The sequence below is a fragment of the Pseudomonas sp. KnCO4 genome (assembly GCF_045344305.1).
Classification (GTDB): Bacteria; Pseudomonadota; Gammaproteobacteria; order Pseudomonadales; family Pseudomonadaceae; genus Aquipseudomonas; species Aquipseudomonas anuradhapurensis.
Genome location: NZ_CP174199.1, coordinates 2056767 through 2082186, shown reverse-complemented (window position 1 = coordinate 2082186; position 25420 = coordinate 2056767). Strand labels below are relative to the sequence as shown.

Genomic DNA, 25420 nt, shown 5'->3' with positions numbered 1-25420 from the left:
CCCACACCTTCTGGCATGCTGGCCTACCTTGTACATGCACTGCAGCCATCATGCCCCACATTGCACGCCAAGCTTACCTCCACGGTGCCATCGCCAGCCTGCCGCTGTCGCTGGCCGTCGCCCCCTGGGGCCTGCTGGCCGGCTCCATGGCCATCGAGGCCAACCTCAGCGCCTGGCAGGGGCAAGGGCTGTCGGCGATTGTCTTCGCCGGGGCCGCGCAACTGGTCGCCATCGGCATGCTCAAGGGCGGCGCCAACCTGGCGTCGATCCTGCTGACCACGCTGCTGCTGACCTCGCAACACCTGCTGTATGGCCTGTCGATGCGCCCGCTGCTGTCGCGCCAACCGTTGCGCTGGCGGCTGGGCCTGGGCTTCCTGCTGACCGACGAGTTCTTTGCCCTGACCAGCCAATACGACCAGCAGCAATTCAACCGCTGGTATGCCCTGGGCGTCGGCCTGACGTTCTATATCGCCTGGAACCTGTTTACCCTGGCCGGCATCCTGTTGGGCCAGAACATTCCCCATCTGGACCAGTTCGGCCTGGACTTTTCCATCGTCGCGACCTTCGTCGCCCTGATCGCGCCATTGGTACGCAACCTGGCGACGGTGGTATGCGTGGCCGTGTCACTGTTCTGCTCGGTACTGTTCAGCCACCGGCACTGGGAAACCGCCCTGGTAGCCGCAGGCCTGTTGGGTATGAGTGCCGGTTTCATCTGTCAGAAATTCGCCGGAGCCCGAACGTGATCTGGATCCTTATTTTCGCCATGGGCGCCATCGTGTTCCTCAACCGCTATGCGTTCCTGGAGCCACGCCTGCCGTTGCGCCTGAGCTCCAACGCCCGGCAATTCCTCGGCTTTGCCGTACCGGGCATGCTTACCGCAATCTGTGCCCCGATCATCTTCATGCCTGGGCAGCAACTCAACCTGAGCCTGCTCAACCCCTACCTGCTGGGCTCGCTGGTGGCCATCGCCCTGGTGTTGTTGACCCGCAGCGTATTGCTGAGCATGCTGGTGAGCATGTTGATCTTCTACCTCCTGCGCAGCTGGCTGGCATGAGCACGCCCCTGCGCGAACAGACACACCTGTGGCAGGCGCCGGCACTGGGCGACGTGGAAATGCTGCACGCCCGCTATTTCCAGCAGCGCTTCGCCCCGCATGTGCATGAAGGCTATGTGTTCACCGTGATCGAGTCGGGCGCCCAGCGCTTCTGGCACCGTGGCAGCGAACACCTGGCACCGGTCGGCAGCATGGTGCTGATCAACCCGGACGAGCTGCACACCGGTGCCACCGCCCACGAAGCGGGCTGGCGCTACCGCGGCTTCTACCCAGAGCACGAGCGGGTAACCGGGGTGCTCGACGAACTGGAACTGGGCCGCCACGGCATGCCCCGCTTCAAGGACAGCGTGATCCACGACCCGGCCCTGGCCAGTGCCTTCAGCCAGCTGCACCAGCTGTCCGAAGCAGGCGCCAGTGCCCTGCAGCAACAGACCGCCTGGCGCCAGGCGGTGCTGGCCCTGGTGCAGCGCCACGGGCAATGCGCCGAACCTGCGGCCCCCGGCCAGGAACCGCTGGCAGTGGCCCGCGCCCGCGAACTGCTGGAAAGCCAGTTGGCCGACCCGCCTTCGCTGGAAGCGCTGGCGGCGGCGGTCAACCTGTCACCGTTCCATTTCGCCCGGGTGTTCCGCCAGGCCACCGGCCTGCCGCCCCATGCCTGGTTGAAGCAGCGCCGCCTGGCCCGAGCGCGAGAGATGCTCAAGCGTGGCTGGGTAGCCTCGGAGGTGGCATTCGACCTGGGTTATGCCGACCAGAGTCATCTGAGCCGGCAGTTCAAGCAGGCGTATGGGGTGACCCCGGGGGCCTACCGCAGCGCCTGCCTGCCGGCCTGAGCTGCGACAGCCGGCCACAGGTATTGCCGCCAGCCACTGCTACACTGACAGGGCTGAACGGAGGATCCTGCCATGTCCGAAAGAGAGCTCACCACCCTGCTGTCGCTGATGAACCAGCGCCAAGCCTGCCTGAGCAGCGCCTGCAAGGAGATTGCCGACTGGATCGACCGGCAGGGCGATGTGCCCGCCGCCGGCAAGATCCGCGCGAGCCTCAAGGCCCTGGAGGCTGACGAGGCCCAGGTACGCAAGACCTTGACCTCGTTGACGCTCGACAGGCCGCTGCCCAAGTTTCGCAGCTAGAAAAGATCAGGGCCGCTGTGCGGCCCTGTTTCACATCTGTCAGTGGTTCATGTGCATGTGCTCATGCCCTGCGCCCACCTCGGCGCTGAGCGCTCGCACTTCAGCCTGCACGTCCACGGTTTCCCTGGCACCCTTGGCATCTTCGATGGTCAGGTTCAGCGGCACCTTGTCGCCCTCCTTTACCTGATTGCTCAGCCCCATCAGCATCACATGCAGGCCATTCGGATCCAGCGTCACGGCTTTGCCGGCTGGCAACTCGACGGTTTTCACCTCTCGCATGCCCATCACGTCGCCGTTCATGGTCATCTCGTGCACCTGGACGGTCTTGGCCACCTTGGACGCCACGCCCACCAGCTTGCTGTCGCTGCTGGCGGTCAGGGTCATGAAGGCGCCAGTGGACTGCTGGTGCGGCACACTGGCACGCACCCAGGCATCGCTCACGGTGGTCTGGGCCAGGGCTGGCAGGGCCAGGCCCATCAGGACCAGGGCGGCCAGGCCGCGCTTGAACGGTTGCATCGACATTCAGCAAATCTCCATCAGGGTAACCAGGTCTTCGGCGCATTCCTGGGCGGTCAGGGAATGGCCCAGGCTCAGGCGCAGCGTGCCGCGGGTATCGTAGACATAGCTGGTGGACGAGTGCGAGACGGTATAGGTATCCCCGGCCGGGACCTTCTCGTAGAACACCTTGAATTCCTTCGCTACCGCGGCGATTTCCTCGGGGGTGCCGGTAAGCGCGGTGAACGACGGGTCGAATGCCTTGACGTAGGCATCGAGCACTTCCGGCGTGTCGCGCTCCGGGTCCAGGGTAATCAGCACCACCTGGAACAGGTCGCGATCGCGGCCCCTGAGCAGCTTGCGGATTTGCGCCGCGCGCGCCAGCGTGGTCGGGCAGACCGCCGGGCACTGGGTAAAGCCGAAGAAGATCATCGGCATGCTGCCGTAGAAACTCGACAGGGTGCGCACGTTGCCCTGGGTGTCCTTGAGGCTGAACTTGCGCCCAAGGATTTCGTTGCTCATGTTCTTGCCGTACTTGAACTCGAGCCCCCGGGCCGGGCTGCAGCCTGCCAGCAGGCCAAGCCCGAGAACGCCCATCCCGGCGACAACGGCGCGCCGGGTATATAGATCATTCATGAAACCGTCCTTTACAGGGAAGGTGCCGACCCTCGGGACGGGCCGGACGAAAAGCCGGGGCATTCTGGCATGACACCCCGAGGGGTTCTACCCGGGCAAGACGATGGTCGGCTGCAGCCCTTTGAATACGGGCTGCGGCCTGTTGTCGCAGGGCTTGAAACCGTAACACTTTGTTGCTAGGAGCGCGATTTTGTAGGAGCGGCCTTGTGTCGCGATGGGGCGCGTAGCGGCCCCTGCAATCTCAGCGGCGATGCCCAGATCCTGGGGCCGCTACGCGCCCCATCGCGACACAAGGCCGCTCCTGCAAGCAGACCATCCAGCCTTAGTAGTAGGCGTTTTCTTTCTGGCTGTGGTCAGTCACGTCGCGTACGCCCTTCAGCTCGGGAATGCGCTCGAGCAGCGTGCGCTCGATGCCTTCCTTCAGGGTCACGTCGGCCTGGCCACAGCCTTGGCATCCGCCCCCGAACTGCAGCACGGCGATGCCGTCGTCGACCACGTCCACCAGGCTCACCTGGCCGCCATGGCTGGCCAACCCAGGGTTGATCTCGGTCTGCAGGTAGTAGTTGATGCGCTCGTTGATCGGGCTGTCTTCGTTGACCATCGGCACCTTGGCGTTCGGCGCCTTGATGGTCAGCTGGCCACCCATGCGGTCAGTGGCGTAGTCGACCAGCGCGTCTTCCAGGAACGGCACGCTGACGGCATCCAGGTAAGCGGTGAAACTCTTCAGGCCCACGGCGGTGTCGTCAGGCTTTTCTTCGCCCGGCTTGCAGTAGGCGATGCAGGTTTCGGCGTACTGGGTGCCCGGCTGGGTAATGAAAATGCGAATGCCGATGCCAGGCGTATTCTGCTTGGACAGCAGATCGGCCAGGTAGTCATGGGCGGCGTCGGTAATGGTTATAGCGCTCATGTAGGTTCCTCACAGACTTGCGGCCAAGTGTACGCCAACCCGGCCTTCGAACAAAGTCCTAGTATTTGACTCGGGAAAGCGCATATTCAGGGGCTGGCTCCCGTGGCGCCGCCAACCAGGCCTGCAGGCGCCGGTACAGGCCGCGCTCCAGCCAGCGGTAGCTGAACCACGACATTAGTCCAATGGACGGCACGCACAGGGCGAACACCAGGTACGGGTTCAGCTGCAGGCGCTGGCTGGCGAACCAGCCGACATACAACACCAGCACATGCACCAGGTACACCGAATACGAGCAGTCGCCCAGGGCCTTGAGCAGCCGGTTGCCACGGAACAGCGGCTCCAGGGCGACGAAGGCCAGCACGATCATTGCGCTCGGCACTCCCCAGTTCAGCAACCGCCGCGAAGCGTCCAGGTAATAGATGGCCAGGCCGGCCAGCGTCAGCAACATCAACGGCAACCAGCGGCCCTGGCGGATCAGCCCGCTGCGGTGCAGCACGCCCAGGCCGATGCCGAGCAGGAATTCGTAGATGATGTCGTTGTTGTAGAAGCGGCTGAGCACGCCCAGCCGGCCCAGCACTTCACTGGCCAGCAGCAGCGCGGCGGTAGCCAGCAGTTGGTGATGACGCTGGCGTACCAGGAAGGCCAGGCCGAACAGCAAGTAGAAGAACATTTCGAAGTTCAGCGTCCAGCCCACGTTCAGGGTCGGGTACAAGCCGTAGCCGCCAGGGTTTTCCGCCGGGATGAACAACAGCGACAGCCACAGGTGCTGCCAGGTGAACGCCTGGTGCGGCATCCATTGACTGAAAGCGAGCAGCAGCGTGGCCATCAGCGCCGTGTAGAACCAATAGGCCGGGACGATGCGCAACACCCGGTTGAGCAGGAACTGGCGCGGTTCGATGGTTTTGTCACGGGTCGACAGGTAGATGACCAGCCCGCTGATGACGAAGAAGATGTCGACGCCAACAGCACCACGGTCAGTGAGCAGTTGGCCAATGGGGCCGGTGGCATGGAAGTCGAAGAAGATCTGCATGAAATGGTGGCAGACCACCACCCAGGCGGCGAACGCCCGCAGTGCCTGAAGCGAATACAGCATGAAATACCCTGCGATTGCCGGTGCATTGAGGCCCTTGGGAGCGCGTTGCGTTCCAACGCCGGCAAGCCAGCGCCCACCGGTACTGTGCAGCCCTCAGGCATGTGCAGCACCCGTGGAAGTTGGCTTGCCGGCGACAGGGCTGCACAGCAGCCCCCGGACCACCCAGCATTTCCGACCGCAGGGTATGCGGAAAGGTCAGCTCGCCCGATCAGAGGTTCTCGTAGCGGTTCATGTCCAGCACGCCCGCCTCGACCGGCTCGGTCTCCTTGATGAAGCTGTTCAGGTCATGGAAGTAGCGCCAGAACTCGGGATGGCTGCGGCGCACACCCCAGCGCATGACGATACGCTCGAAGCGCGCGGTATCATCCTTCGCGTATTCCATGTCCTCGACGAACTCCGGCACATCGCCGGCCGGGATGTTGAAGATGAAGTTCGGGTAGCTGCTGAGCACGCCCGGGTACAGGGTCAGGGTATCCAGCCCCGGCTGGTAGCGGTATGCCTCACCCAGCAGGAAGGCCACGTTGCTGTGCGCGCGGTTGCGCAGCAGGCTGTACACCTGACGCTGGCCATCCGCCCCTTCGATGCGCAACATGGTCGCCTCGGGCAGCTGGTTGATCACCTTCAGCCCGGCAGCCGGGCGCGACACCAGGCGGCTGAGCGACTGCTCGACATCACGGAACTCTGCGCTCATCTGCGGCCGCGAGCAGTACGCACCCTGGCAGCGGTTGATCGGGTCGGGCGCGGCATTCAGGCTGCCGGTGCGCTGCAACAGTTTCAGGCCGAAGTCACGCTTGGGGTCGCGCGGGTCGAGCTTGATGCCGCTTGGGGTGTCGGTGTCGATGTCCTCGTAGTCCATCCACATCTTCACCTTGCCACTGTTCTGGTACCAATCGCCGAGGATCGCCTTGCGCTGGTCGGCCGGCATCAGGCGCAGGAAGTTGACTTCGGCACCGTTACGGATCAGGTCGAAGTACAGGCGCGTCTGCAACTGGTGCGAAACATTGCCGAACACGTCGAAGTTGACCGCCAACTGGTAATAGGTACGTTCGAACAGTGGGTAGTCGAACAGCCACACGGTCAGCGGTACATCGCCGACCAGGCCCTTGGTCACCGAGGCGCTGTCGAAGTGGCGGAAGATGCTCAGCAGCGCATTGTCGTTACCGGCCCACAACGTCGCCCAACCCGGCGCCGGCATGTCGGCATAGGCTTCGCGGCGCAGCTTCTCGTACTCGTTGCGCTTGTCGCGGTAGGCGTGCCACAGGCTCAGCACACTGCCCACGTCATCGATCTGCCCAGGCATGGCCAGCAGCGGCGTGGCCTCGCCCCGGTACTGGGCATCGGTGATATAGCGGTCATGGGCCGGCTCCTGGAATAACGCCCAGAAGTTGTCGCGGATCACATCGGTGGCGATCTGGCCACGGCATACCGGGCCGCGGATGAAGGTCCGCACGAAATACTCGGCGTTATCCAGCATGAACTGGTAGCGCGCCACCGCCGGGATCGCCTCGAAGGTTTCGAACGGGTTGGCCCGGTGGCGCGGCCCGTAGCCTGGCAGCGCGGTGGCATGCCAGTCGCCGGCGTAGAATAGTTGCTTGACCCGCTTGAGCTTCTGCGGCCCCATCGGGTAGGTGATGTGGGTCTTGTGCACGAACACGCCCTGCACCGGGATCAGGCGGTAATAGAAGTCGGTGCCCGGCGGGTCGTTGGGGCGGCGCGTGGCGATCAGGTCGACCGGCTGCCCGCTCGGCGTGCGCGAGCGCACCCACTGGAAGAAGTGGCCCGGCTCGCCGCCGGCGAAGTAGATGTGGGCCAGGAACAGGTGCTCGTACAGCCAGCGGCCGACCAGCGCCTCGGTGGAACCGGGGCGGTTGAGCAGTTCTTCCCACTCGGCGATCTGCGTGGCTTCGATCGCGCTTGGCTTGATTGGCTGGTACTCGACCGGCGCACCGGCGGCCAGCCAGCGGCGCAGGGTGTCGTACTCCTTGTCGGTCAGCCCGGTTACCGCCAGGGGCATGCCCTCCCTGGGGTGGGCGCCGGCATAGGCGTCGAACTCGTGGGGCAAGGGGCACATGTTCTCGCGGTTCAGGCCCAGGACGATGTCCTCGGGCAGCTTGGCATTGGGCGCAAGCGGGGTCTTGTGGCCCAGTTCGAGCATGCGCGCCATCAGCGCCGCCTGGCTGCCCTGGCTGTCGAGCACCGAGTAGAAACCCTTCTTGCGCCACTCGCCCTCGCTGTGGGCATCGTAGAACAGCCGCGTGGTGGGTACCGCCTTGCTGCGGTCGCCCTGGTACACCGGGACCTTGCTCGCCCCGCGCACCGCGCCCTCGGGGCTTTCCAGCTTGAGCTGGCAGGCGGCGTCGTTGCAGGCGTGGCAGGCCACGCATTTCTCGGTGAAGATCGGTTGAATATCCCGGGTATAGGAGATAGCCGGGCTCGATTGGGGGGCTTGCCCGAACGCCACGCTGCTGATCAACAGCGCGCAAGCGGCGGCAAGGATACGAAGCACCATGTGCGGAAAGTCCTGGGTGTAGAAAGCCATCACGTTTTGCCTGGTCGTCCTTGGATGCACCGCTTGCAGACGCCCCGCCAACATGAGCAGTTTTCATGCAAATGGGCGACATGCCTAAAAACCGCGCAGCTTTGTTATGATTCGGCACCTTCTGAAATTTGCCCGACCAGGTAGTTCCTATGTCCGACCGTAGCGCTCGTCTCCAAGCACTCCAGAACGCACTCCAGCAGCGCATCCTGATCCTCGACGGCGGCATGGGTACTATGATCCAAAGCTACCGGCTCGAGGAACACGACTATCGTGGCACGCGCTTCGCCGATTGGCCAAGCGATGTCAAAGGCAACAACGACCTGCTGCTGCTCAGCCGCCCTGATGTGATTGCGGCTATCGAGAAGGCCTACCTGGATGCCGGGGCCGATATCCTCGAAACCAACACCTTCAACGCCACGCAGATTTCCCAGGCCGATTACGGCATGGAGGCGCTGGTCTACGAACTGAACGTCGAGGGCGCGCGCATCGCCCGCCAGGTGGCCGACGCCAAGACCCTGGAAACCCCGGACAAGCCGCGCTTCGTCGCCGGGGTGCTCGGCCCGACCAGCCGCACCTGCTCGATTTCCCCGGACGTCAACGACCCTGGCTACCGCAACGTCACCTTCGACGAACTGGTCGCCAACTACATCGAGGCCACCCGCGGCCTGATCGAGGGTGGCGCCGACCTGTTGCTGATCGAGACCATCTTCGACACCCTCAACGCCAAGGCAGCGATCTTCGCCGTGCAGCAGGTGTTCGAAGAAGACGGCATCGAACTGCCGATCATGATTTCCGGCACCATCACCGACGCCTCCGGCCGCACGCTGTCGGGGCAGACCACCGAGGCGTTCTGGAACTCGGTTCGCCATGCCAAGCCGATTTCCGTGGGCCTGAACTGCGCGCTCGGCGCCAAGGACCTGCGCCCGTACCTGGAAGAGCTGGCGACCAAGGCCGACACCCACGTTTCGGCCCACCCCAATGCCGGCCTGCCGAACGCCTTCGGCGAGTACGACGAGACCCCGGCAGAAATGGCCGCCGTGGTCGAGGAATTCGCCGCCAGCGGCTTCCTCAACATCATCGGCGGTTGCTGCGGCACCACCCCGGGGCACATCCAGGCCATCGCCGAAGCGGTGGCCAAGTACCCGCCGCGCAAGATTCCACAAATCGCCAAGGCCTGCCGCCTGTCGGGCCTGGAACCGTTCACCATCGACCGCCAGTCGCTGTTCGTCAACGTTGGCGAGCGCACCAACATCACCGGCTCCGCCAAGTTTGCCCGGCTGATCCGTGAGGAGAACTACACCGAAGCCCTGGAAGTCGCCTTGCAGCAGGTCGAGGCCGGCGCCCAGGTGATCGACATCAACATGGACGAAGGGATGCTCGATTCCCAGGCCGCCATGGTCCGCTTCCTCAACCTGATCGCTGGCGAGCCGGATATCTCGCGCGTGCCGATCATGATCGACTCGTCCAAGTGGGAAGTGATCGAAGCCGGCCTGAAGTGCATCCAGGGCAAGGGCATCGTCAACTCGATTTCCATGAAGGAAGGCGTCGAGCAGTTCAAGCACCATGCCCGCCTGTGCAAGCGCTATGGCGCCGCCGTGGTGGTGATGGCGTTCGACGAGGTCGGCCAGGCCGACACCGCCGCACGCAAGAAGGAAATCTGCCAGCGCAGCTATGACATCCTGGTCAACGAAGTGGGCTTCCCACCGGAAGACATCATCTTCGACCCGAACATCTTCGCCGTCGCCACCGGTATCGAGGAGCACAACCACTACGCCGTCGATTTCATCGAGGCCTGTGCCTACATCCGCGACCACCTGCCGTACGCACTGAGTTCGGGCGGCGTGTCCAACGTGTCGTTCTCGTTCCGTGGCAACAACCCGGTACGCGAAGCGATCCACTCGGTGTTCCTGTACCACGCGATCCAGAACGGCCTGACCATGGGTATCGTCAACGCCGGCCAGCTGGAGATCTACGACGAGATCCCTGCCGAGCTGCGGGAAAAGGTCGAGGACGTCGTGCTCAACCGCACCGCGCATGGCACCGACGCACTGCTGGCCATCGCCGACGACTACAAGGGCGGCGGCGCAACCCGTGAAGTGGAAAACGAAGAGTGGCGCTCGCTGCCGGTGGAAAAACGCCTGGAGCACGCGCTGGTGAAGGGCATCACGGCGTTCATCGTCGAAGACACCGAAGAATGCCGCCAGCAGTGCGCGCGCCCCATCGAAGTGATCGAAGGCCCGCTGATGAGCGGCATGAACGTGGTCGGCGACCTGTTCGGTGCGGGCAAGATGTTCCTGCCGCAGGTGGTCAAGTCGGCTCGCGTGATGAAGCAGGCGGTAGCCCACCTGATTCCGTTCATCGAAGCCGAGAAAGGCGACAAGCCGGAAGCCAAGGGCAAGATCCTGATGGCCACGGTAAAAGGCGACGTGCACGACATCGGCAAGAACATCGTCGGCGTGGTGCTGGGCTGCAACGGCTACGACATCGTCGACCTGGGCGTGATGGTGCCGGCCGAGAAGATCCTGCAAACCGCCCGCGACGAGAAGTGCGACATCATCGGCCTGTCCGGCCTGATCACGCCGTCACTCGACGAGATGGTCCACGTCGCCCGCGAGATGCAGCGCCAGGGCTTCAACCTGCCGTTGATGATCGGTGGCGCCACCACCTCCAAGGCGCACACCGCCGTCAAGATCGAACCCAAGTACAGCAACGACGCCGTGGTCTATGTCACCGACGCTTCGCGTGCCGTGGGCGTGGCTACCCAGTTGCTGTCCAAGGAGCTGAAAGCGGGCTTCGTCGAGAAGACCCGCGAGGAATACGAGCAAGTGCGCGAGCGCACGGCCAACCGCAGTGCCCGCACCGAACGCCTGAGCTACGCCCAGGCCATTGCAGCCAAGCCGCGGTACGACTGGGCCAGCTACCAACCGGCGGTGCCCTCCTTCACCGGCGTCAAGGTGCTGGAGAACATCGACCTGCGCACCCTGGCCGAATACATCGACTGGACCCCGTTCTTCATTTCCTGGGACCTGGCCGGCAAGTTCCCGCGCATCCTCACCGACGAGGTAGTGGGCGAGGCTGCCACGGCGCTGTACCAGGATGCCCGCGAGATGCTCGACAAGCTGATCGACGAAAAGCTCATCAGCGCCCGCGCGGTGTTCGGCTTCTGGCCGGCCAACCAGGTGGCCGATGACGATATCGAGGTGTACGGCGACAATGGCCAGGCCCTGGCCACCCTGCATCACCTGCGCCAGCAGACCATCAAGCCGGACGGCAAGCCCAACTGGTCGCTGGCCGACTTCGTCGCGCCTAAGGCCAGCGGCATCACCGATTATGTCGGTGGTTTCATCACCACCGCCGGCATCGGTGCCGAGGAAGTGGCCAAGGCCTATCAGGACAAGGGTGACGACTACAGCTCGATCATGGTCAAGGCCCTGGCTGACCGCCTGGCCGAAGCCTGCGCCGAATGGCTGCACGAGCAGGTGCGCAAGGAATACTGGGGCTATGCCCGCGACGAGCAGCTCGACAACGAGGCGCTGATCAAGGAGCAGTACCGTGGCATTCGCCCGGCGCCAGGCTACCCGGCCTGCCCGGACCACACCGAGAAGGAAACCCTGTTCCGCCTGCTCGATGGCACCGCCATCGGTGAGACCGGGCCGAGCGGCGTGTTCCTTACCGACCACTTCGCGATGTTCCCGGCGGCGGCGGTCAGTGGCTGGTACTTTGCCCATCCGCAGGCGCAGTACTTTGCCGTGGGCAAGGTCGACCGCGACCAGATCGAGCACTACAGCGCGCGCAAGGGCCAGGACATCAGCGTGAGCGAGCGCTGGCTGGCGCCCAACCTCGGCTACGACAGCTAAGACCTTGGGGGCCGCTTTGCGGCCCATCGCGACACAAGGCCGCGCCCACAGGAAAACGCAATCCGTGTAGGAGCGGCCTTGTGTCGCGATGGGCTGCGCAGCAGCCCCAATAGCTACCTACACTGTCCCTGATTGCCTCTGATTTTCCCAGGAGCCACCATGGACGATTCCAGCCAGGGCAAACCCCCAACCTTCTGGCAAATGCTGCACAGCATCCTCGCCGCCGCCTTCGGCGTACAAAGCGGCAAGAACCGCGCCCGCGACTTCACCCACGGCAAGGCCAGCCATTTCATTGTGCTGGGGACGCTGTTCACCCTGGTGTTCGTCGCCGTATTGATCGGCCTGGTGCAACTGGCCCTGCACCTGGCCCGCTAGGGTCTTTTCGCCGGCACGATAAAGCGCCTGCGGGATTCCCTCCCGCAGGCGCCTGGCTGCATCACGGTCTTGAAGGCAAGTCTACTGGTGGCTGACCCAATACACGGCGGTGACCACCACCAGCACGATCAGGCAGAGGATCGCCCAGGCATCGACGCTACTGTCAGCTTTGCGGACCTTGGTTGAGTTTCCCATTGCATTGCCTCTTGTAGTGGTTATGGGAATGCACTTCACCCCCAGCAGTTAAGACGAGCAATGCCCTTCGCTCAAGCAGGGTCTTTCAATAATTGATCGGTGAGGTCAGAAACGGGTACTGGTAACTGGCCGGCTGCCCTTCAGCACTGTAGTGCTGGAAATCGACGCCATAGTCGGCGCGTTCCAGCAGTTCCAGCCAGCGCTTGGCCTTGGCCTGGTCGATCACCTGCAACACCGGCACGCGGTGCTCGCGCAGGCCGTCGCGGTTCACCGCCAGCCCCAGGGCATCATCATGCAGCATCACCATGGCCCAGCCGCCGAGGCTGAAATGCCCGCCCAGCAGGACGCTCAGGCGCCCGTCGATACGCGCGCGCAGCGCCTCGGGCGAGCCGTTCACAGTACCGAACAGCACGTCATGCCCCGGCCGGTGCCCTGCCTCTTCGAATGCCTGCATGGCACCGAACGCCATCTCGTCATTGGCCGACCACACCAGGCGGGTGTGCGGATAGCGTTCCAGCAGTTGCTGCGCCTGCTCGTAAGCGCGCTGACGGTTCCAGCCACCGTATACCACCTGGCGCAGGCGCACCTGAGGGTAATCGGCCAAGGCACGCCGCATGCCCTCGACGCGCAGTTGCGAGGCCGGGGTGGTCTTGACCCCGGCAAAGGCCAGCAGGTCCACCGGCCCACTGTCGCGCGGCAGTTGCGCAACCATCTGCTGCAACATCTGGAAGCCTGCCTCCTCGTCGTTGCTGACCAAGGTGCCCAGGGGCTCGGCATACTTGTCGGGCTGGGCCTCGATGCTCAGCGCCTGGCTGGCGGTCAGGCCGTTGTTGACCAGGAACAGCTTGACCCCGGTGCCTCGCGACAGGCGCATGATTTCCGGGGCCACATACTGCTCGTTGACCAGCACCAGGTAATCCGGCCGCTGCGGCCCGTTCAAGATCGCCCTGGCATGGCTCAGCGCCAGGTCGGCGCGGCGCTCGCTGTACTCCACGCGCAGGGTCATGCCCAGCTCGTCCGCCGCCGCTTGCATGAAACGGGTATAGGTGGTCCAGAACGTCTCGGTAGACAGCCCTGGGTTGAGGAAGACCACCGAAGCCGGTTGCGCGCTTGCCGCCAGCGGCAGGATCAGACACAAGCTTTGGCACAACGCCTTGAGCATGGGGAATCCCTGCAGAACAAACCAGGGATTATAAACGCCGGGGCGCAGCCAGCGCACAAATGGCAGTCAGTCTCACATAGTCCGTTTGGTTCTTTTCATATGCAAAAACATCACTTTAGCGCATAAACGCAACCTGCTATCGTTCCCCGGCTCCGTACCGGAGTGCGCGGCCGTGCGCGCGAATAGCTGCATGCCTGAGACAGGACTTTTATGTACGTATACGACGAGTACGATCAGCGGATCATCGAGGACCGCGTCAAGCAGTTCCGTGATCAGACCCGCCGCTACCTGGCCGGGGAACTGAGCGAAGAAGAATTCCGCCCTCTGCGCCTGCAGAACGGCCTTTATATCCAACGTTTCGCACCGATGCTGCGTGTCGCCGTGCCGTACGGCCAGTTGAACGCCCGCCAGGTCCGCACCCTGGCCAAGATCGCCCGCGACTACGACAAGGGCTACGCCCACATCTCCACCCGCCAGAACGTGCAGTTCAACTGGCCGGCGCTGGAAGACGTCCCGGACATCCTCGCCGAACTGGCCACCGTGCAGATGCACGCGATCCAGACCAGCGGCAACTGCCTGCGCAACACCACCACCGACCAGTTCGCCGGTGTCGCAGCAGACGAAATCATCGACCCGCGCCCGTGGTGCGAAATCGTCCGCCAGTGGACCACCTTCCACCCGGAATTCGCCTACCTGCCGCGCAAGTTCAAGATTGCCATCAACGGCTCGCAGGAAGACCGCGCCGCCATCGAAGTGCACGACATCGGCCTGGAGCCGGTGCGCAATGCCGCTGGCGAACTGGGCTTCCGCGTGCTGGTCGGTGGCGGCCTGGGCCGTACGCCGGTAGTCGGCTCGTTCATCAACGAGTTCCTGCCCTGGCAGGACCTGATCAGCTACCTCGATGCCATCCTGCGCGTGTACAACCGTTACGGCCGCCGTGACAACAAGTACAAGGCGCGGATCAAGATCCTGGTCAAGGCGCTTACCCCGGAAGTGTTCGCCGAGAAGGTCGAGGCCGAAATGGTCCACCTGCGCGGCGGCAGCACCACCCTGACCGAAGCCGAAGTGCAGCGCGTGTCGCGCCACTTCGTCGACCCGGACTACCTGGCCCTGGACAACGTCGATTACAGCGCCCTGGATGCCGGGTACCCAGGCTTTGCCCGCTGGCGTTCGCGCAACACCCGCGCCCACAAGCGCCCCGGCTACGTGGCCGTGACCCTGTCGCTGAAGCCCACCGGCGTTGCCCCGGGCGACCTGACCGACAAGCAGCTGGATGCCGTGGCCGACCTGGCCGAGCGCTACAGCTTCGGCTTCCTGCGCACCTCGCACGAGCAGAACATCATTCTTGCCGACGTCGAGCAGCGCCAGTTGCACGCGCTGTGGCTGGAGCTGCGCGAAGCCGGCTTCGCCACCCCGAACATCGGCCTGCTGACCGACATCATCTGCTGCCCGGGGGGTGACTACTGCTCGCTGGCCAACGCCAAGTCGATCCCGATTGCCGAATCCATCCAGCGCCGCTTCGACGACCTGGACTACCTGTTCGACATCGGCGAGATCGACCTGAACATTTCCGGCTGCATGAACGCCTGCGGCCACCACCACGTGGGCCACATCGGCATTCTCGGCGTGGACAAGAAGGGCGAGGAGTTCTACCAGGTGTCGCTCGGCGGCAATGCCGCGCGTGGCGCGAGCCTGGGCAAGATCCTCGGCCCGTCCTTCGCCCAGGACGACATGGCCGATGTGATCGAGAAGCTGATCGCCGTGTACGTCGAGCAACGTACCGAGGAAGAGCGTTTCATCGACACCTACCAGCGTATCGGCATCGACCCCTTCAAGGAACGCGTCTATGCAGCGAATCATTAAGAACAACCAGATCGTCGACGAAACCTGGCACCTGCTGCCCAAGGAGACCTCGTTCGACGAGCTGACCAACTGCGACGACTACATCGTCCCGCTGCAGATGTGGCGCGACCATGCCCATGCCCTGAAGGCCCGCGACGGCGGCCTGGGTGTGTGGCTGGACAGCGACGAAGAAGCGGAAGAAATCGGCGACGACGTGCAGCACTTCCAGGTCATCGCCCTGAACTTCCCGGCCTTCACCGACGGGCGCAGCTACTCCAATGCACGCCTGCTGCGTGACCGCTATGGCTACAAGGGCGAGCTGCGTGCCATTGGTGACGTGCTGCGCGACCAGCTGTTCTTCATGGCCCGCTGCGGCTTCGATGCGTTCGCCATCCGTGCCGACAAGGACCCGGAAGACGCGCTGCAAAGCCTGAAGGACTTCTCGGTGACCTACCAGGCCGCCGCCGACGAGCCGCTGCCGCTGTTCCGCCGCCGCTGATCGTCCCCCTGCAAGACCTTGCGGCCCGCCTTCATGGCGGGCCGTTTGGTTTTCTGTGCTGGCATTCCCCCGGTCACAGTCACGGCACAACAACCTATTCTTGCCTCCTGGTCAAATGACCTTGGCCGCGCGCCACCTTAATCAATTCAGCTCAAACCCGCACACTGCTCCCCACACGAATAGCGATCGAACCGAGCGCAGCTCGGTCCGGCCCCACCCTACTCACCAGGAACAGAACATGAGCATTCCATCCTTCGGCCTCGGCACCTTCCGTCTCACCGGCCAGGCCGTCATCGATTCGGTCAAGGCAGCCCTGGAACTCGGCTACCGGGCCATCGACACGGCACAGATCTACGACAACGAAGCGGCTGTCGGCCAAGCCATCGCCGAAAGCGGTGTGCCGCGCAGCGAGCTGTTCATCACCACCAAGATCTGGGTAGCCAACTACGCCGCCGACAAACTGATCCCCAGCCTGCGCGAAAGCCTGCAGAAACTGCGTACCGAGCATGTCGACCTGCTGCTGATCCACTGGCCAGCCCCAGGCAACGGCGTTGAACTGCCCGAGTACATGGCCGCCCTGGCCGAAGCCAAGGCGCTGGGCCTGACCCGCGAGATCGGTGTGTCCAACTTCAACATCGAACTGACTCGCCAAGCCATCGAAGTGGTCGGCAAAGGCGAGATCGCCACCAACCAGATCGAGCTCAGCCCGTATCTGCAGAACCACAAGCTGGTTGCCTTCCTCAAGGACCAGGGCGTCACCGTCACCTCGTACATGACGCTGGCCTACGGCAAGGTCCTGAAAGACCCGGTACTGGCCGACATCGGTGCCAAGCACAAGGCCACGGTGGCCCAGGTTGCCCTGGCCTGGGCCCTGCAGCAGGGCTACGCGGTGATCCCGTCGTCGACCAAGCGCGAGAACCTGGCCAGCAACCTGCTCGCCCAGAGCCTGCGCCTGGACGCCGAAGACATGGCCCGGATTGCCGGGCTGGAACGCAATGGCCGCGAAGTCAGCCCCGACGGCCTGGCCCCAGCCTGGGATTGATCGCCATGAGTTCTCAAGCAATGAAAAGCGGCCGGGTACTCTTCGCCCTGGCCATCGGAGCCTTCGGCATCGGCACCACCGAGTTCACCCCGATGGGCCTGCTGCCGGTGATCGCCGAGGGCGTCGAGGTGAGCATTCCCAGTGCCGGCATGCTGATCACCGCCTATGCCATCGGCGTGATGGTCGGCGCCCCGGTCATGACGTTACTGTTCAGCCGTTTCGGCAAGCGCGCAGCGCTGATGGCGCTGATGGCCATCTTCACCCTGGGCAACCTGCTGTCGTCGCTGGCACCGGACTACTACACCCTGCTCGCCTCGCGGCTGGTCACCAGCCTCAACCACGGCGCGTTCTTCGGCCTCGGCGCGGTGGTAGCGGCCAGCGTGGTACCCAAGGAGAAACAAGCCAGTGCCGTGGCGACCATGTTCATGGGCCTGACCATCGCCAACATCGGCGGCGTGCCGGCGGCCACCTGGGTCGGCCAGCAGGTCGGCTGGCGCATGGCCTTTGCCGGCACCGCCGCACTGGGCCTGCTGGCCATGGCCGCGCTGTGGTTCGCCCTGCCCAAGGGTGAGCGCGGCAGCGTGCCGCAGGTGCGCAAGGAGCTGGCCGTGATCGCCCGCCCCAGCGTGTTGCTGGCGATGGCTACCACCGTGCTCGGCGCCGGCGCCATGTTCACCTTGTACACCTATGTCGCGCCGGTGCTGGCCGAACTGACCGGTGCCTCGGACAGCTTCGTCACCCTCGGCCTGGTGCTGATCGGCGTTGGCTTCACCTTGGGCAACAGCCTGGGCGGTCGCCTGGCCGACTGGTCGCTGGACGGCGCAGCGCGGATCTTTCTCGCAGCGCTGGCAGCCATCATGCTGCTGATGCCGCTGGTGCTGGGCAGCCATATCGGCGCCGCCCTGGTCTTGCTGGTGTGGGGCATGTTCACCTTTGCCGTGGTGCCACCACTGCAGATGCGAGTGATGATCGCAGCCATCGAGGCGCCAGGGCTGGCCTCGTCGATCAATGTCGGTGCGTTCAACCTGGGTAACGCCCTGGGCGCTGCGCTGGGTGGTGCGGTGATCAGCCTGAACCTGGGTTATGCGGCGGTGCCAATGGCCGGGGGCGTGCTCGCGGCAGCCGGGCTGCTGCTGGTTTGGCTGGGTGGGCGCCGCAAGGCCGCCGAAAACACCGCTGCCGACGCGGCCTGATCGCGACCACTTGCAGAAGCGGCCTTGCGTCGCGACGGGCCTGCGTAGCAGCCCCAGCCATTCCAGTTTTGATCAGGGAATCCGGGGGCCGCTTTGCGGCCCATCGCGACGCAAGGCCGCTCCTGCACATTGTTCCAGGCAATGCAATTATGAAGTGCCAGGCACATCCATTCTCAGGTCACGCAGCGGCGGCTAAGCTCCTCACCAGCCAATCGATCCGAGGAGTAGCCCATGTCCCGCCCACCCCTTCCACCCTTCACCCACGCAAGCGCCATCGAAAAGGTCCGCCTGGCCGAGGATGGCTGGAACAGCCGTGACGCTGCCAAGGTCGCGCTTGCCTATACCGTCGACACCGTGTGGCGCAACCGCGTCGAGTTCCCCCGCGGCCGCGCCGAGGTCGAGGCCTTCCTGACGCGCAAATGGAACCACGAACTGGAGTACCGCCTGATCAAGGAGCTGTGGGCTTTCACCGACAACCGCATTGCCGTGCGCTATGCCTACGAGTACCACGACGACAGCGGCCAGTGGTACCGCGCCTATGGCAACGAAAACTGGGAATTCGCCGACGACGGGCTGATGCAGAACCGCCATTCGAGCATCAATGAACAGCCCATCAGCGAAGCCGAGCGCAAGTTCCGCTGGCCGTTGGGGCGGCGCCCGGACGATCACCCCGGGCTCAGCGAACTGGGGCTCTGATCAACCTGCCGGCAGTGTGACCCTGACCTCCAGGCCACCACCCGGGCGGTTGCCCAAGGTCACGCTGCCGCCGTGCTCCAGCACGATGGCCCGGGCTGCCGGCAGGCCCAGCCCGACGCCGCCGGTATTACGGTTGCGCGAGCCTTCGATGCGGTAGAACGGCGCGAATACCTGCTCGTGCAGCTCCGGCGCGATGCCCGGCCCGCGATCCTGCACGCTGATTTCGATCTGCCCAGTACCTATCGCCAGCGTCACTGCGGGGTCACGGCCATACTTCGCGGCATTGTCGATCAGGTTGACCAGCACCCGCCTGATACCCACCGGCCGCCCCTCGTACACGCAGCGACGTGGCCCGCTCAGCCCCACCTCAACGCCGGCATCCCTGAAATCGTCCACCACGGTCGACAGCAACTCGCCCAGGTCAAACACGGTGGCCTGCTCCAGCCGAGCATCGTCACGGAAAAACGCCAGCGCCGCTTCGACCATCGCCTGCATCTCGTCAACGTCCTTGAACAGCCTGGCCTGCAACTGGGCGTCGTCAATGAACTCGGCACGCAACCGCATGCGCGTCAGGGGTGCGCGCAAGTCATGGGAAATGGCCGCAAGCATCTGGGTGCGGTCGTTGAGAAAGTGCTTGAGCTGCGCCTGGGTGGCGTTGAACGCGAGAATCGCCTGGCGCAGGTCATGCGGACCGACCACCGGAATCGGCGGCGCGTTGAAATCCTTGCCAAAACGCCGTGCGCCTTCGGCAAAACGCTCCAGCGGCTTGGCCAGGTAGCGGGTGGCCAGCAAGGCAACGGCAAGGCTGGAGAGCAGCATCAGGGTCAGGATGATCAGGTTGCGTGGCAACTCATCCAGCCCCCAGCTACGGGCAGTGGCGCGGAACAGCACCCACGACTTGTCGCTCAGCTCGATCATCAGCGCATAGCCGCGCTCAGGTGCGTATTCCGGCATGTCGGACGGTTCGAAGGCTTCGATCCTGGCATCCGGGCGCTTGAGCAGCGCGCGCAGGATCGGCGTGCCCTCGCTGAACTCGGCGTCGACCAGCACCGGCACGCCCGCTTCGTCATGGCGGCGCAGCCAGCGCACCGAGTAGCTGCCGTCGCCCGCCGCACTGGCGATGCTCGCCCGCTCTGCCAAGGGCGCGACATCGAGGATGCGGGTAACCGTTGCGACCTTTTCAATCACTCCGCTTTCCAGCAACGGTGGCTGCGCCCAGACACTTAGCAGCAGGCTGAACAGGCCTTTGAGCAGCAACAGGAAGAGCATCGCCGTCAGGGTGGTCAGCGCGATCCAGCGGGCAATGGTGATCTTTGGCCGTGGCAGGGCCTGGCGAGCCCGGGTAATCAGGCTCATCGCCTGGCGACCGTAGGCGTGAACAGGTAACCGGCGTTGCGCAAGGTACGGATCAAGGGCTCGTGGCCATGGTCGCTTTCAAGCTTGCGGCGCAGCCGGCTCACCTGGACATCGACGCTGCGGTCATAGGCCTCGTAGGCATCGCCACGGGCCAGGTCCAGCAGCTGCTGGCGGCTGAGCACCCGGCGCGGATGTTCGGCGAACACCAGCAACAGTTCGAATTCACCGTTGGACAAGGGGATCATGACGTTGGCCGGCGAACGCAATTCGCGCCGCACCACATCCAGCCGCCAGCCAGCAAACTCGAGAATCGCGCAGGCATGGCCCGACCCGCCAGCGGCTGCACGATCAGCCGCTTCGCCAGCACGCCGCAGCACTGCCCTGACCCGCGCCAGCAATTCACGGGCGGCGAACGGCTTGGTCAGGTAGTCATCCGCACCCAGCTCCAGCCCCACTACCCGGTCACTCAGCTCGCCCATCGCGGTGAGCATGATCACCGCCACCTTGTGCTCGGCGAGCAAGCGCTGGCACAGCACCAGGCCGCTATCGCCAGGCAACATCACGTCAAGAATCACCAGGTCTGGCACGCGCCTTTCGACGGCCTGCCAGAGCGCTTTGCCGTCCCTGGCCACGTCCACCTCGTAACCGTGCTGGCGAAGGAACTTCTGCAGCAGGTCGAGTACTTCGACGTCGTCGTCGACTATCAGCAAATGGCTCACTAAAACTCACCAAAACAAGAGATCCAGCGGTACTTTACGGCCATCCCCTGCAGCCGTCATATATTTCAACCCGGTAACAAAGTGTCGACACCGAGACATTCCGGACATCACCCGGCAAACAAAACTGCGCAGCATCGCCGCCAGTTCTTGCCAGGAAGCCATCCATGTCCCGTTCACCCTCCGCCTCCCGTTCAGCACGCTCTGCCGTACTGGTCCTGTCGCTGCTGGCTGCGGGCGGCTGTAGCCAACGCGCTCCCGCCACAGCGGTGTGCGGCAACGTCGCCTATCAACTCAGTGACCCGGCAGAACCCGCCAACCGCGCGGTGTTTGCCTTCAACCGCAGCGTCGATGACTACCTGCTGGCTCCCGTCGCCCGAGGCTACGAGGCGCTGCCCGGTTTCGCCCGGCAGGGCCTGCACAACTTTGCCAGCAACTTCGCCGAGCCCAAGGTGTTCATCAACGATGTGCTGCAAGGCAATGGCGAGCGGGCGATGACCAGCCTCACGCGCTTCATCTTCAACACCACCCTGGGTGTGGCGGGGCTGGTCGATGTGTCGGGGAAAATGGGGCTGAGCCAGCACCGTTCGGACTTTGGCCAGACCTTCGGTGTCTGGAACATTGCCAACGGCCCGATCGTCGAGCTGCCGCTGCTGGGCTCGCACAACCTGCGCGATGCCACCGGCACGGTACTGGGCATGGCGCTGGACCCGTTTGGCGGCAGCAGCGATACCGTCGCCACCTTGGGCAGCGTCGCCACAGCGGGCGGCTTCGTCGATGCGCGGGCCGAAGCCCTGCCACTGACCGACCTGCTGCGCACCTGGCCGGATTACTACGTCGCGCTGCGCGACTACACCGCGCAACGGCGCAGCAACCGGGTGGCAGAAGGCAAGGCCGGCGAGCGGGGTGCATGGCAGGTCGATTGTGCCGGGGGTGCCCGTGACAACTGATAGCCAAACCGCCGTGCTGTTGTTCAGGCGCCTGGAAGGCGCCGCCCGACAGCCGCTGGTGCTGCATGAACTGGAAGCCCGCCTGTCTGCCGATGGTCGCAGCCTGGTGCTGAGCCGCTATCGGGAGCGCGTTACCGCCGACGGCAAACCCTACCGCCACGAGGCTCACCGCAGCGTACCGATTGCCGCCTTGCTGCGCTGGATGGCCCGCCAGGGGCGGTGAAGCAAGAGCAGCGGATTCTGCAATGTCCGAAATGCGACAGTGGCTGCCTGTTCGGCGTGAGACAGGCAACCGCGGCGCTGGCTACCCTCCTCTGGCAATGCCTTGCTCCCTTTCGACAGAAGAACTTCGCCCATGACGATTCCCTCCGCCTCCATGGCCGCCACCACGCCTGCCGACCGTCCTCAGGGCTTTCTGGTCCGCATCGTCGGCGCTGCCGCATTCGCCCATCTGCTCAACGACCTGATCCAGGCCGTGCTGCCGTCGATCTACCCGATGCTCAAGAGCGATTTCGCCCTGAGTTTCGCCCAGGTCGGCTGGATCGCCCTGGTCTACCAGGTGACCGCCTCGCTGCTGCAACCCTGGGTCGGCCTGTACACCGACAAGCACCCGCAACCCTACCTGCTGCCGGCCGGCATGCTGGTCACCCTGGTCGGCATCGCCCTGCTCGCCTGTGCCGGCAGCTACGCCATGCTGCTGGTGGCCGCCGCCGTGGTCGGCGTCGGCTCGGCCACCTTCCACCCGGAAGCCTCACGGGTGGCCAGGATGGCTTCCGGCGGGCGCTTCGGCACTGCGCAATCGACCTTCCAGGTGGGCGGCAACACCGGCTCGGCGCTTGGCCCGCTGCTGACTGCTGCCATCGTCATTCCGCATGGCCAGCCCGCCATCGCCTGGTTCATGCTGGCAGCTGCGCTGGCGGTGTGGGTGCTGTGGCGGGTGACCGGCTGGACCAGGAGCCACGGCCAGACCCGGCTCAAGACCTTCGCCGGGCAGCAGCCGCCTGGGCTGGCCCCTGGCGCCATGTGGCGCGCCGTTGGGGTAATCGCCGTGCTGATGTTCGCCAAGTTCGTGTATATCGCTTCGTTCACCAACTACTTCACCTTCTACCTGATCGAACACTTCGGCCTGAGCGTGCAGCACAGCCAGCTGTACCTGTTCGTGTTCCTCGCGGCGGTAGCACTGGGTACCTTCGCTGGCGGCCCGGTGGGTGACCGGATCGGGCGCAAGGCGGTGATCTGGGTGTCGTTCCTTGGCGTGGCCCCCTTCGCCCTCGCCCTGCCACATGCCAACCTGGCCTGGACGGCGGCCCTGGCGGTGCTCATCGGCCTGGTCATGTCATCGGCCTTCGCTGCCCTGGTGGTGTATGCCCAGGAGGCGGTGCCTGGCCGGGTCGGCATGGTCTCCGGAGTGATGTTCGGCTTGATGTTCGGCATCAGCGGCATCGGTGCCGCCGGGCTTGGCGAGCTGGCCGACCGGCATGGCATCGAGTGGGTGTACCAGGCAATCGCCTTCTTGCCGCTGCTGGGGCTGGCCACTGCGCTGCTGCCGGCAACCCGCTCGCAAGCCCGCCCCGCCCGCTGCTGTTAAAGTGGCGGGGCCGGGCAGCCTGAACACGAGGTAGCAATGCTCAAACCGCAGCATGAATTGCTGGTCGAGGTCGATGAATGGGCCTGGGAAGTGGGTAGCCGCGCAACCGACTACCCGACCGACTGGTTCATCGAGCCGCACAGCCATGCCAAGCATCAGCTGATCTATGCCATCAAAGGGCTGATGATCGTCGAGTCCGGGAACGAACGCTGGACCGTGCCACCCAGCCGCGGGGTGTGGATGCCCTGCGGCCAGGTGCACGCGATACGCTGCGTGGGCGAAGTGAAGATGCGCAGTGTGTTCGTGCGCACCGATACCGCCGTCCCCCTACCCGGGCAGAGCAAGGCCATCAGCATCTCGCCATTGCTCAGCGAGCTGATCAAGGCCTCGGTGGGCTTCTGCGCGCCGTTTGCCGATGACTCGCGCGAAGGCCGGGTGATGCGCCTGATCCTGGATGAGATCTGCGTGCTGCCAACCCAGCCGCTGAAACTGTCGCAGCCCGGCGACAAGCGCCTGCGCACGATCTGCGCGGCGCTGCTCGAGCGGCCTTACGATAATGCCACCCTGGCCGACTGGGGCGTACAGCTGGGTGTGGACGAGAAAACCATCCAGCGCCTGTTTCGCAAGGAAACCGGCATGACCTTCGGTCAGTGGCGCCAGCAGGCGCGGCTGATGCAGGCGCTGGAACGGATCGCCCTGGGCGAGCGCATCATCGATGTCGCGGTGGCGTTGGGGTATGACAGCCCAAGCGCCTTCGCCAGCATGTTCAAGCGCCAGTTCGGTACCACGCCCAGCCAGTTCTTCAAATGAGCTGAAAAACAATCCTTGCATGATCTCACCCAGCAACCCGGTCATGGCGTGTACAGTAGGCTCACAACAAAGCCCAGAAGGAGCCCGGCACATGTCCGCAACGCTGTCCCCCCTGCAGATCGACTGCGATTTCGACTCCGGCAACATTCAGGTACTGGATGCCAGCAACCCGGCCCGGGTGCACCTGGCCATCCGCCCCGACACCCACAGCGGCCACTACCAGTGGTTCCACTTCAAGGTCAGCGGGCTGACGCCAGGCCAGGTCCACCGCTTCAGCCTCGACAACGCCTCCGGCTCGTCCTACAAGAACGCCTGGAGCGGTTACAACGCCGTGGCCTCCTACGACCAGCAAAGCTGGTTCCGCGTGCCCAGCCAGTACGATGGCACGGCGCTGTCGTTCGAGGTAACCGCCGAACAGCCGCAGATCTGGTTCGCTTACTTCGAGCCCTACTCACGCGCCCGCCACAACCAGCTGATCGAACGTGCCCGGCAACTGCCAGGGGTCGAGTTGCTGGCCAGCGGCCGCAGCGTCCAGGGCCGCGACATTCCCCTGCTGCGTGCCGGTGATGGCGCCGCAGGCAAGCGCAAGCTGTGGCTGATTGCCCAGCAGCACCCGGGCGAACACATGGCCGAATGGTTCATGGAAGGGGTGATCGACCGCCTGCAGGCCGACGACGTGGTGATCCGCCAATTGCTGACCAAGGCCGACCTGTACCTGATCCCCAACATGAACCCCGACGGTGCCTTCCTCGGCCACCTGCGCACCAACTTCAAGGGCAAGGACCTCAACCGTGCCTGGCAGGACGCCAGTGTCGAGTTCAGCCCCGAGGTGTTCTTCGCCCAGGCGCAGATGAAGCAGTACGGGGTGGATGCGTTCATCGACGTGCATGGCGATGAAGAGATTCCCCATGTATTCACTGCGGCCTGCGAAGGCAACCCGGGTTATACGCCGCGGCTGGCGCAGCTGGAAACGCAGTTCCGCAACACGCTGTGCAGCCTGACCCGTGACTTCCAGACCGTGCACGGCTACACCCGCGACGAGCCGGGGCAGGCCAACACGACACTGGCCTGCAATGCCGTGGGAATGGCGCATGACTGCCTGTCGCTGACCCTGGAAATGCCCTTCAAGGACCATGACGACGCGCCTAACCCGGCCACGGGGTGGTCGGGGGCACGTTCGAAGGCATTGGCCGGGGCAGTGCTGGAGACCCTGGCGCAGATGGTTGACGATTTGCGTTGAGCCTGCGGCGTTCCAGCTGACTTCCAGTTGGCACCTGCAGCTTGA

The 25420-nt window shown here is 64.4% G+C and carries 24 protein-coding genes; 16 read left to right on the top strand and 8 right to left on the bottom strand.

What is annotated here, in order from left to right:
* The first annotated feature begins 50 nt into the window (after positions 1-50).
* The 4 genes from ACJA3S_RS09750 to ACJA3S_RS09735 all read left to right on the top strand — a co-directional run bounded on the left by ACJA3S_RS09750 (position 51) and on the right by ACJA3S_RS09735 (position 2184).
* Positions 51-743, top strand: coding sequence for an AzlC family ABC transporter permease (locus ACJA3S_RS09750; protein ID WP_406821647.1), 693 nt, complete (start codon positions 51-53; stop codon positions 741-743).
* Positions 740-1054, top strand: coding sequence for an AzlD domain-containing protein (locus ACJA3S_RS09745; protein WP_406821646.1), 315 nt, complete (start codon positions 740-742; stop codon positions 1052-1054). Before ACJA3S_RS09750 ends, ACJA3S_RS09745 begins: the two co-directional genes overlap by 4 nt.
* Positions 1051-1884 (top strand): AraC family ligand binding domain-containing protein, encoded by an 834-nt coding sequence (locus tag ACJA3S_RS09740; RefSeq protein WP_406821645.1) that lies wholly within the window; start codon positions 1051-1053, stop codon positions 1882-1884. Before ACJA3S_RS09745 ends, ACJA3S_RS09740 begins: the two co-directional genes overlap by 4 nt.
* A gap of 72 nt (positions 1885-1956) precedes the next feature.
* On the top strand, positions 1957-2184 hold the full coding sequence (locus tag ACJA3S_RS09735; RefSeq protein ID WP_003260451.1) for a hypothetical protein: 228 nt from the start codon (positions 1957-1959) through the stop codon (positions 2182-2184).
* Positions 2185-2223: 39 nt separating this feature from the next.
* On the opposite strand, the gene ACJA3S_RS09730 is transcribed toward ACJA3S_RS09735, so the two are convergent.
* The 5 genes from ACJA3S_RS09730 to ACJA3S_RS09710 all read right to left on the bottom strand — a co-directional run bounded on the left by ACJA3S_RS09730 (position 2224) and on the right by ACJA3S_RS09710 (position 7824).
* Complete coding sequence (locus ACJA3S_RS09730) at positions 2224-2706, bottom strand: copper chaperone PCu(A)C (protein ID WP_406821644.1); 483 nt, start codon at positions 2704-2706, stop codon at positions 2224-2226.
* Positions 2707-3315 (bottom strand): SCO family protein, encoded by a 609-nt coding sequence (locus ACJA3S_RS09725; protein WP_024086651.1) that lies wholly within the window; start codon positions 3313-3315, stop codon positions 2707-2709. It lies immediately after the preceding gene.
* Between the two features lie 322 nt (positions 3316-3637).
* Positions 3638-4222 carry a Fe-S biogenesis protein NfuA gene (nfuA, locus tag ACJA3S_RS09720; RefSeq protein ID WP_003250416.1) on the bottom strand — a complete coding sequence of 195 codons (585 nt, stop codon included), beginning with the start codon at positions 4220-4222 and terminating at the stop codon, positions 3638-3640.
* 58 nt (positions 4223-4280) lie between these two features.
* Positions 4281-5315 (bottom strand): acyltransferase family protein, encoded by a 1035-nt coding sequence (locus ACJA3S_RS09715; protein WP_406821643.1) that lies wholly within the window; start codon positions 5313-5315, stop codon positions 4281-4283.
* A gap of 208 nt (positions 5316-5523) precedes the next feature.
* Positions 5524-7824: a fatty acid cis/trans isomerase gene (locus ACJA3S_RS09710; RefSeq protein WP_406822231.1), complete on the bottom strand. Its 2301-nt coding sequence runs from the start codon at positions 7822-7824 to the stop codon at positions 5524-5526.
* Between the two features lie 179 nt (positions 7825-8003).
* Between ACJA3S_RS09710 and metH the strand changes: the two genes are divergently transcribed.
* Positions 8004-11711: a methionine synthase gene (metH, locus tag ACJA3S_RS09705; protein WP_406821642.1), complete on the top strand. Its 3708-nt coding sequence runs from the start codon at positions 8004-8006 to the stop codon at positions 11709-11711.
* Positions 11712-11870: 159 nt separating this feature from the next.
* Positions 11871-12086 (top strand): DUF2970 domain-containing protein, encoded by a 216-nt coding sequence (locus ACJA3S_RS09700; RefSeq protein ID WP_170029270.1) that lies wholly within the window; start codon positions 11871-11873, stop codon positions 12084-12086.
* A gap of 280 nt (positions 12087-12366) precedes the next feature.
* Here ACJA3S_RS09700 and ACJA3S_RS09695 read toward each other — a convergent pair whose 3' ends face one another.
* Entirely contained in the window at positions 12367-13443 is a 1077-nt protein-coding gene (locus ACJA3S_RS09695) for an ABC transporter substrate-binding protein (RefSeq protein WP_406821641.1), read from the bottom strand.
* 210 nt (positions 13444-13653) lie between these two features.
* On the opposite strand from ACJA3S_RS09695, the gene ACJA3S_RS09690 reads away from it, so the two are divergent.
* From ACJA3S_RS09690 to ACJA3S_RS09670, 5 genes are all read left to right on the top strand, one after another.
* On the top strand, positions 13654-15306 hold the full coding sequence (locus tag ACJA3S_RS09690) for a nitrite/sulfite reductase (RefSeq protein WP_406821640.1): 1653 nt from the start codon (positions 13654-13656) through the stop codon (positions 15304-15306).
* Positions 15290-15784, top strand: coding sequence for a DUF934 domain-containing protein (locus ACJA3S_RS09685; RefSeq protein WP_406821639.1), 495 nt, complete (start codon positions 15290-15292; stop codon positions 15782-15784). Before ACJA3S_RS09690 ends, ACJA3S_RS09685 begins: the two co-directional genes overlap by 17 nt.
* Positions 15785-16022: 238 nt before the next feature.
* A complete protein-coding gene (gene dkgB, locus ACJA3S_RS09680) occupies positions 16023-16826 on the top strand; it encodes a 2,5-didehydrogluconate reductase DkgB (RefSeq protein ID WP_406821638.1) in 804 nt (267 codons plus the stop codon).
* A 20-nt stretch (positions 16827-16846) separates the two neighbouring features.
* Positions 16847-18019 (top strand): MFS transporter, encoded by a 1173-nt coding sequence (locus tag ACJA3S_RS09675; RefSeq protein WP_406822230.1) that lies wholly within the window; start codon positions 16847-16849, stop codon positions 18017-18019.
* A 231-nt stretch (positions 18020-18250) separates the two neighbouring features.
* The gene (locus ACJA3S_RS09670) at positions 18251-18715 is read left to right on the top strand and encodes a DUF1348 family protein (protein WP_406821637.1); all 465 of its coding nucleotides are present in this window, start codon (positions 18251-18253) and stop codon (positions 18713-18715) included.
* Here ACJA3S_RS09670 and ACJA3S_RS09665 read toward each other — a convergent pair whose 3' ends face one another.
* Together ACJA3S_RS09665 and ACJA3S_RS09660 are read right to left on the bottom strand one after the other, a co-directional pair.
* Positions 18716-20071 (bottom strand): ATP-binding protein, encoded by a 1356-nt coding sequence (locus ACJA3S_RS09665; RefSeq protein ID WP_406821636.1) that lies wholly within the window; start codon positions 20069-20071, stop codon positions 18716-18718.
* The gene (locus ACJA3S_RS09660) at positions 20068-20790 is read right to left on the bottom strand and encodes a response regulator (protein ID WP_406821635.1); all 723 of its coding nucleotides are present in this window, start codon (positions 20788-20790) and stop codon (positions 20068-20070) included. The genes ACJA3S_RS09665 and ACJA3S_RS09660 overlap by 4 nt, the downstream gene beginning before the upstream one ends.
* A 164-nt stretch (positions 20791-20954) precedes the next feature.
* On the opposite strand from ACJA3S_RS09660, the gene ACJA3S_RS09655 reads away from it, so the two are divergent.
* The 5 genes from ACJA3S_RS09655 to ACJA3S_RS09635 all read left to right on the top strand — a co-directional run bounded on the left by ACJA3S_RS09655 (position 20955) and on the right by ACJA3S_RS09635 (position 25375).
* On the top strand, positions 20955-21737 hold the full coding sequence (locus ACJA3S_RS09655; RefSeq protein ID WP_406821634.1) for a VacJ family lipoprotein: 783 nt from the start codon (positions 20955-20957) through the stop codon (positions 21735-21737).
* A complete protein-coding gene (locus ACJA3S_RS09650) occupies positions 21727-21960 on the top strand; it encodes a hypothetical protein (RefSeq protein WP_406821633.1) in 234 nt (77 codons plus the stop codon). The genes ACJA3S_RS09655 and ACJA3S_RS09650 overlap by 11 nt, the downstream gene beginning before the upstream one ends.
* A gap of 132 nt (positions 21961-22092) precedes the next feature.
* Positions 22093-23325 (top strand): MFS transporter, encoded by a 1233-nt coding sequence (locus tag ACJA3S_RS09645; RefSeq protein WP_406821632.1) that lies wholly within the window; start codon positions 22093-22095, stop codon positions 23323-23325.
* Positions 23326-23361: 36 nt separating this feature from the next.
* Positions 23362-24135: an AraC family transcriptional regulator gene (locus ACJA3S_RS09640; RefSeq protein ID WP_406821631.1), complete on the top strand. Its 774-nt coding sequence runs from the start codon at positions 23362-23364 to the stop codon at positions 24133-24135.
* A 91-nt stretch (positions 24136-24226) separates the two neighbouring features.
* Positions 24227-25375, top strand: coding sequence for a M14-type cytosolic carboxypeptidase (locus ACJA3S_RS09635; RefSeq protein WP_406821630.1), 1149 nt, complete (start codon positions 24227-24229; stop codon positions 25373-25375).
* Positions 25376-25420: the final 45 nt, after the last annotated feature.

Coding starts and splice junctions, on each gene's coding strand:
- nfuA (WP_003250416.1), bottom strand. CDS start 4,222: ATGAGCGCTATAACCATTACCGACGCCGCCCATGACTACCTGGCCGAT.
- ACJA3S_RS09690 (WP_406821640.1), top strand. CDS start 13,654: ATGTACGTATACGACGAGTACGATCAGCGGATCATCGAGGACCGCGTC.
- ACJA3S_RS09730 (WP_406821644.1), bottom strand. CDS start 2,706: ATGTCGATGCAACCGTTCAAGCGCGGCCTGGCCGCCCTGGTCCTGATG.
- ACJA3S_RS09655 (WP_406821634.1), top strand. CDS start 20,955: ATGTCCCGTTCACCCTCCGCCTCCCGTTCAGCACGCTCTGCCGTACTG.
- metH (WP_406821642.1), top strand. CDS start 8,004: ATGTCCGACCGTAGCGCTCGTCTCCAAGCACTCCAGAACGCACTCCAG.
- ACJA3S_RS09685 (WP_406821639.1), top strand. CDS start 15,290: ATGCAGCGAATCATTAAGAACAACCAGATCGTCGACGAAACCTGGCAC.
- ACJA3S_RS09670 (WP_406821637.1), top strand. CDS start 18,251: ATGTCCCGCCCACCCCTTCCACCCTTCACCCACGCAAGCGCCATCGAA.
- ACJA3S_RS09635 (WP_406821630.1), top strand. CDS start 24,227: ATGTCCGCAACGCTGTCCCCCCTGCAGATCGACTGCGATTTCGACTCC.
- ACJA3S_RS09640 (WP_406821631.1), top strand. CDS start 23,362: ATGCTCAAACCGCAGCATGAATTGCTGGTCGAGGTCGATGAATGGGCC.
- ACJA3S_RS09750 (WP_406821647.1), top strand. CDS start 51: ATGCCCCACATTGCACGCCAAGCTTACCTCCACGGTGCCATCGCCAGC.
- ACJA3S_RS09740 (WP_406821645.1), top strand. CDS start 1,051: ATGAGCACGCCCCTGCGCGAACAGACACACCTGTGGCAGGCGCCGGCA.
- ACJA3S_RS09700 (WP_170029270.1), top strand. CDS start 11,871: ATGGACGATTCCAGCCAGGGCAAACCCCCAACCTTCTGGCAAATGCTG.
- ACJA3S_RS09695 (WP_406821641.1), bottom strand. CDS start 13,443: ATGCTCAAGGCGTTGTGCCAAAGCTTGTGTCTGATCCTGCCGCTGGCG.
- ACJA3S_RS09645 (WP_406821632.1), top strand. CDS start 22,093: ATGACGATTCCCTCCGCCTCCATGGCCGCCACCACGCCTGCCGACCGT.
- ACJA3S_RS09715 (WP_406821643.1), bottom strand. CDS start 5,315: ATGCTGTATTCGCTTCAGGCACTGCGGGCGTTCGCCGCCTGGGTGGTG.
- dkgB (WP_406821638.1), top strand. CDS start 16,023: ATGAGCATTCCATCCTTCGGCCTCGGCACCTTCCGTCTCACCGGCCAG.
- ACJA3S_RS09675 (WP_406822230.1), top strand. CDS start 16,847: ATGAAAAGCGGCCGGGTACTCTTCGCCCTGGCCATCGGAGCCTTCGGC.
- ACJA3S_RS09725 (WP_024086651.1), bottom strand. CDS start 3,315: ATGAATGATCTATATACCCGGCGCGCCGTTGTCGCCGGGATGGGCGTT.
- ACJA3S_RS09665 (WP_406821636.1), bottom strand. CDS start 20,071: ATGAGCCTGATTACCCGGGCTCGCCAGGCCCTGCCACGGCCAAAGATC.
- ACJA3S_RS09710 (WP_406822231.1), bottom strand. CDS start 7,824: ATGGTGCTTCGTATCCTTGCCGCCGCTTGCGCGCTGTTGATCAGCAGC.
- ACJA3S_RS09735 (WP_003260451.1), top strand. CDS start 1,957: ATGTCCGAAAGAGAGCTCACCACCCTGCTGTCGCTGATGAACCAGCGC.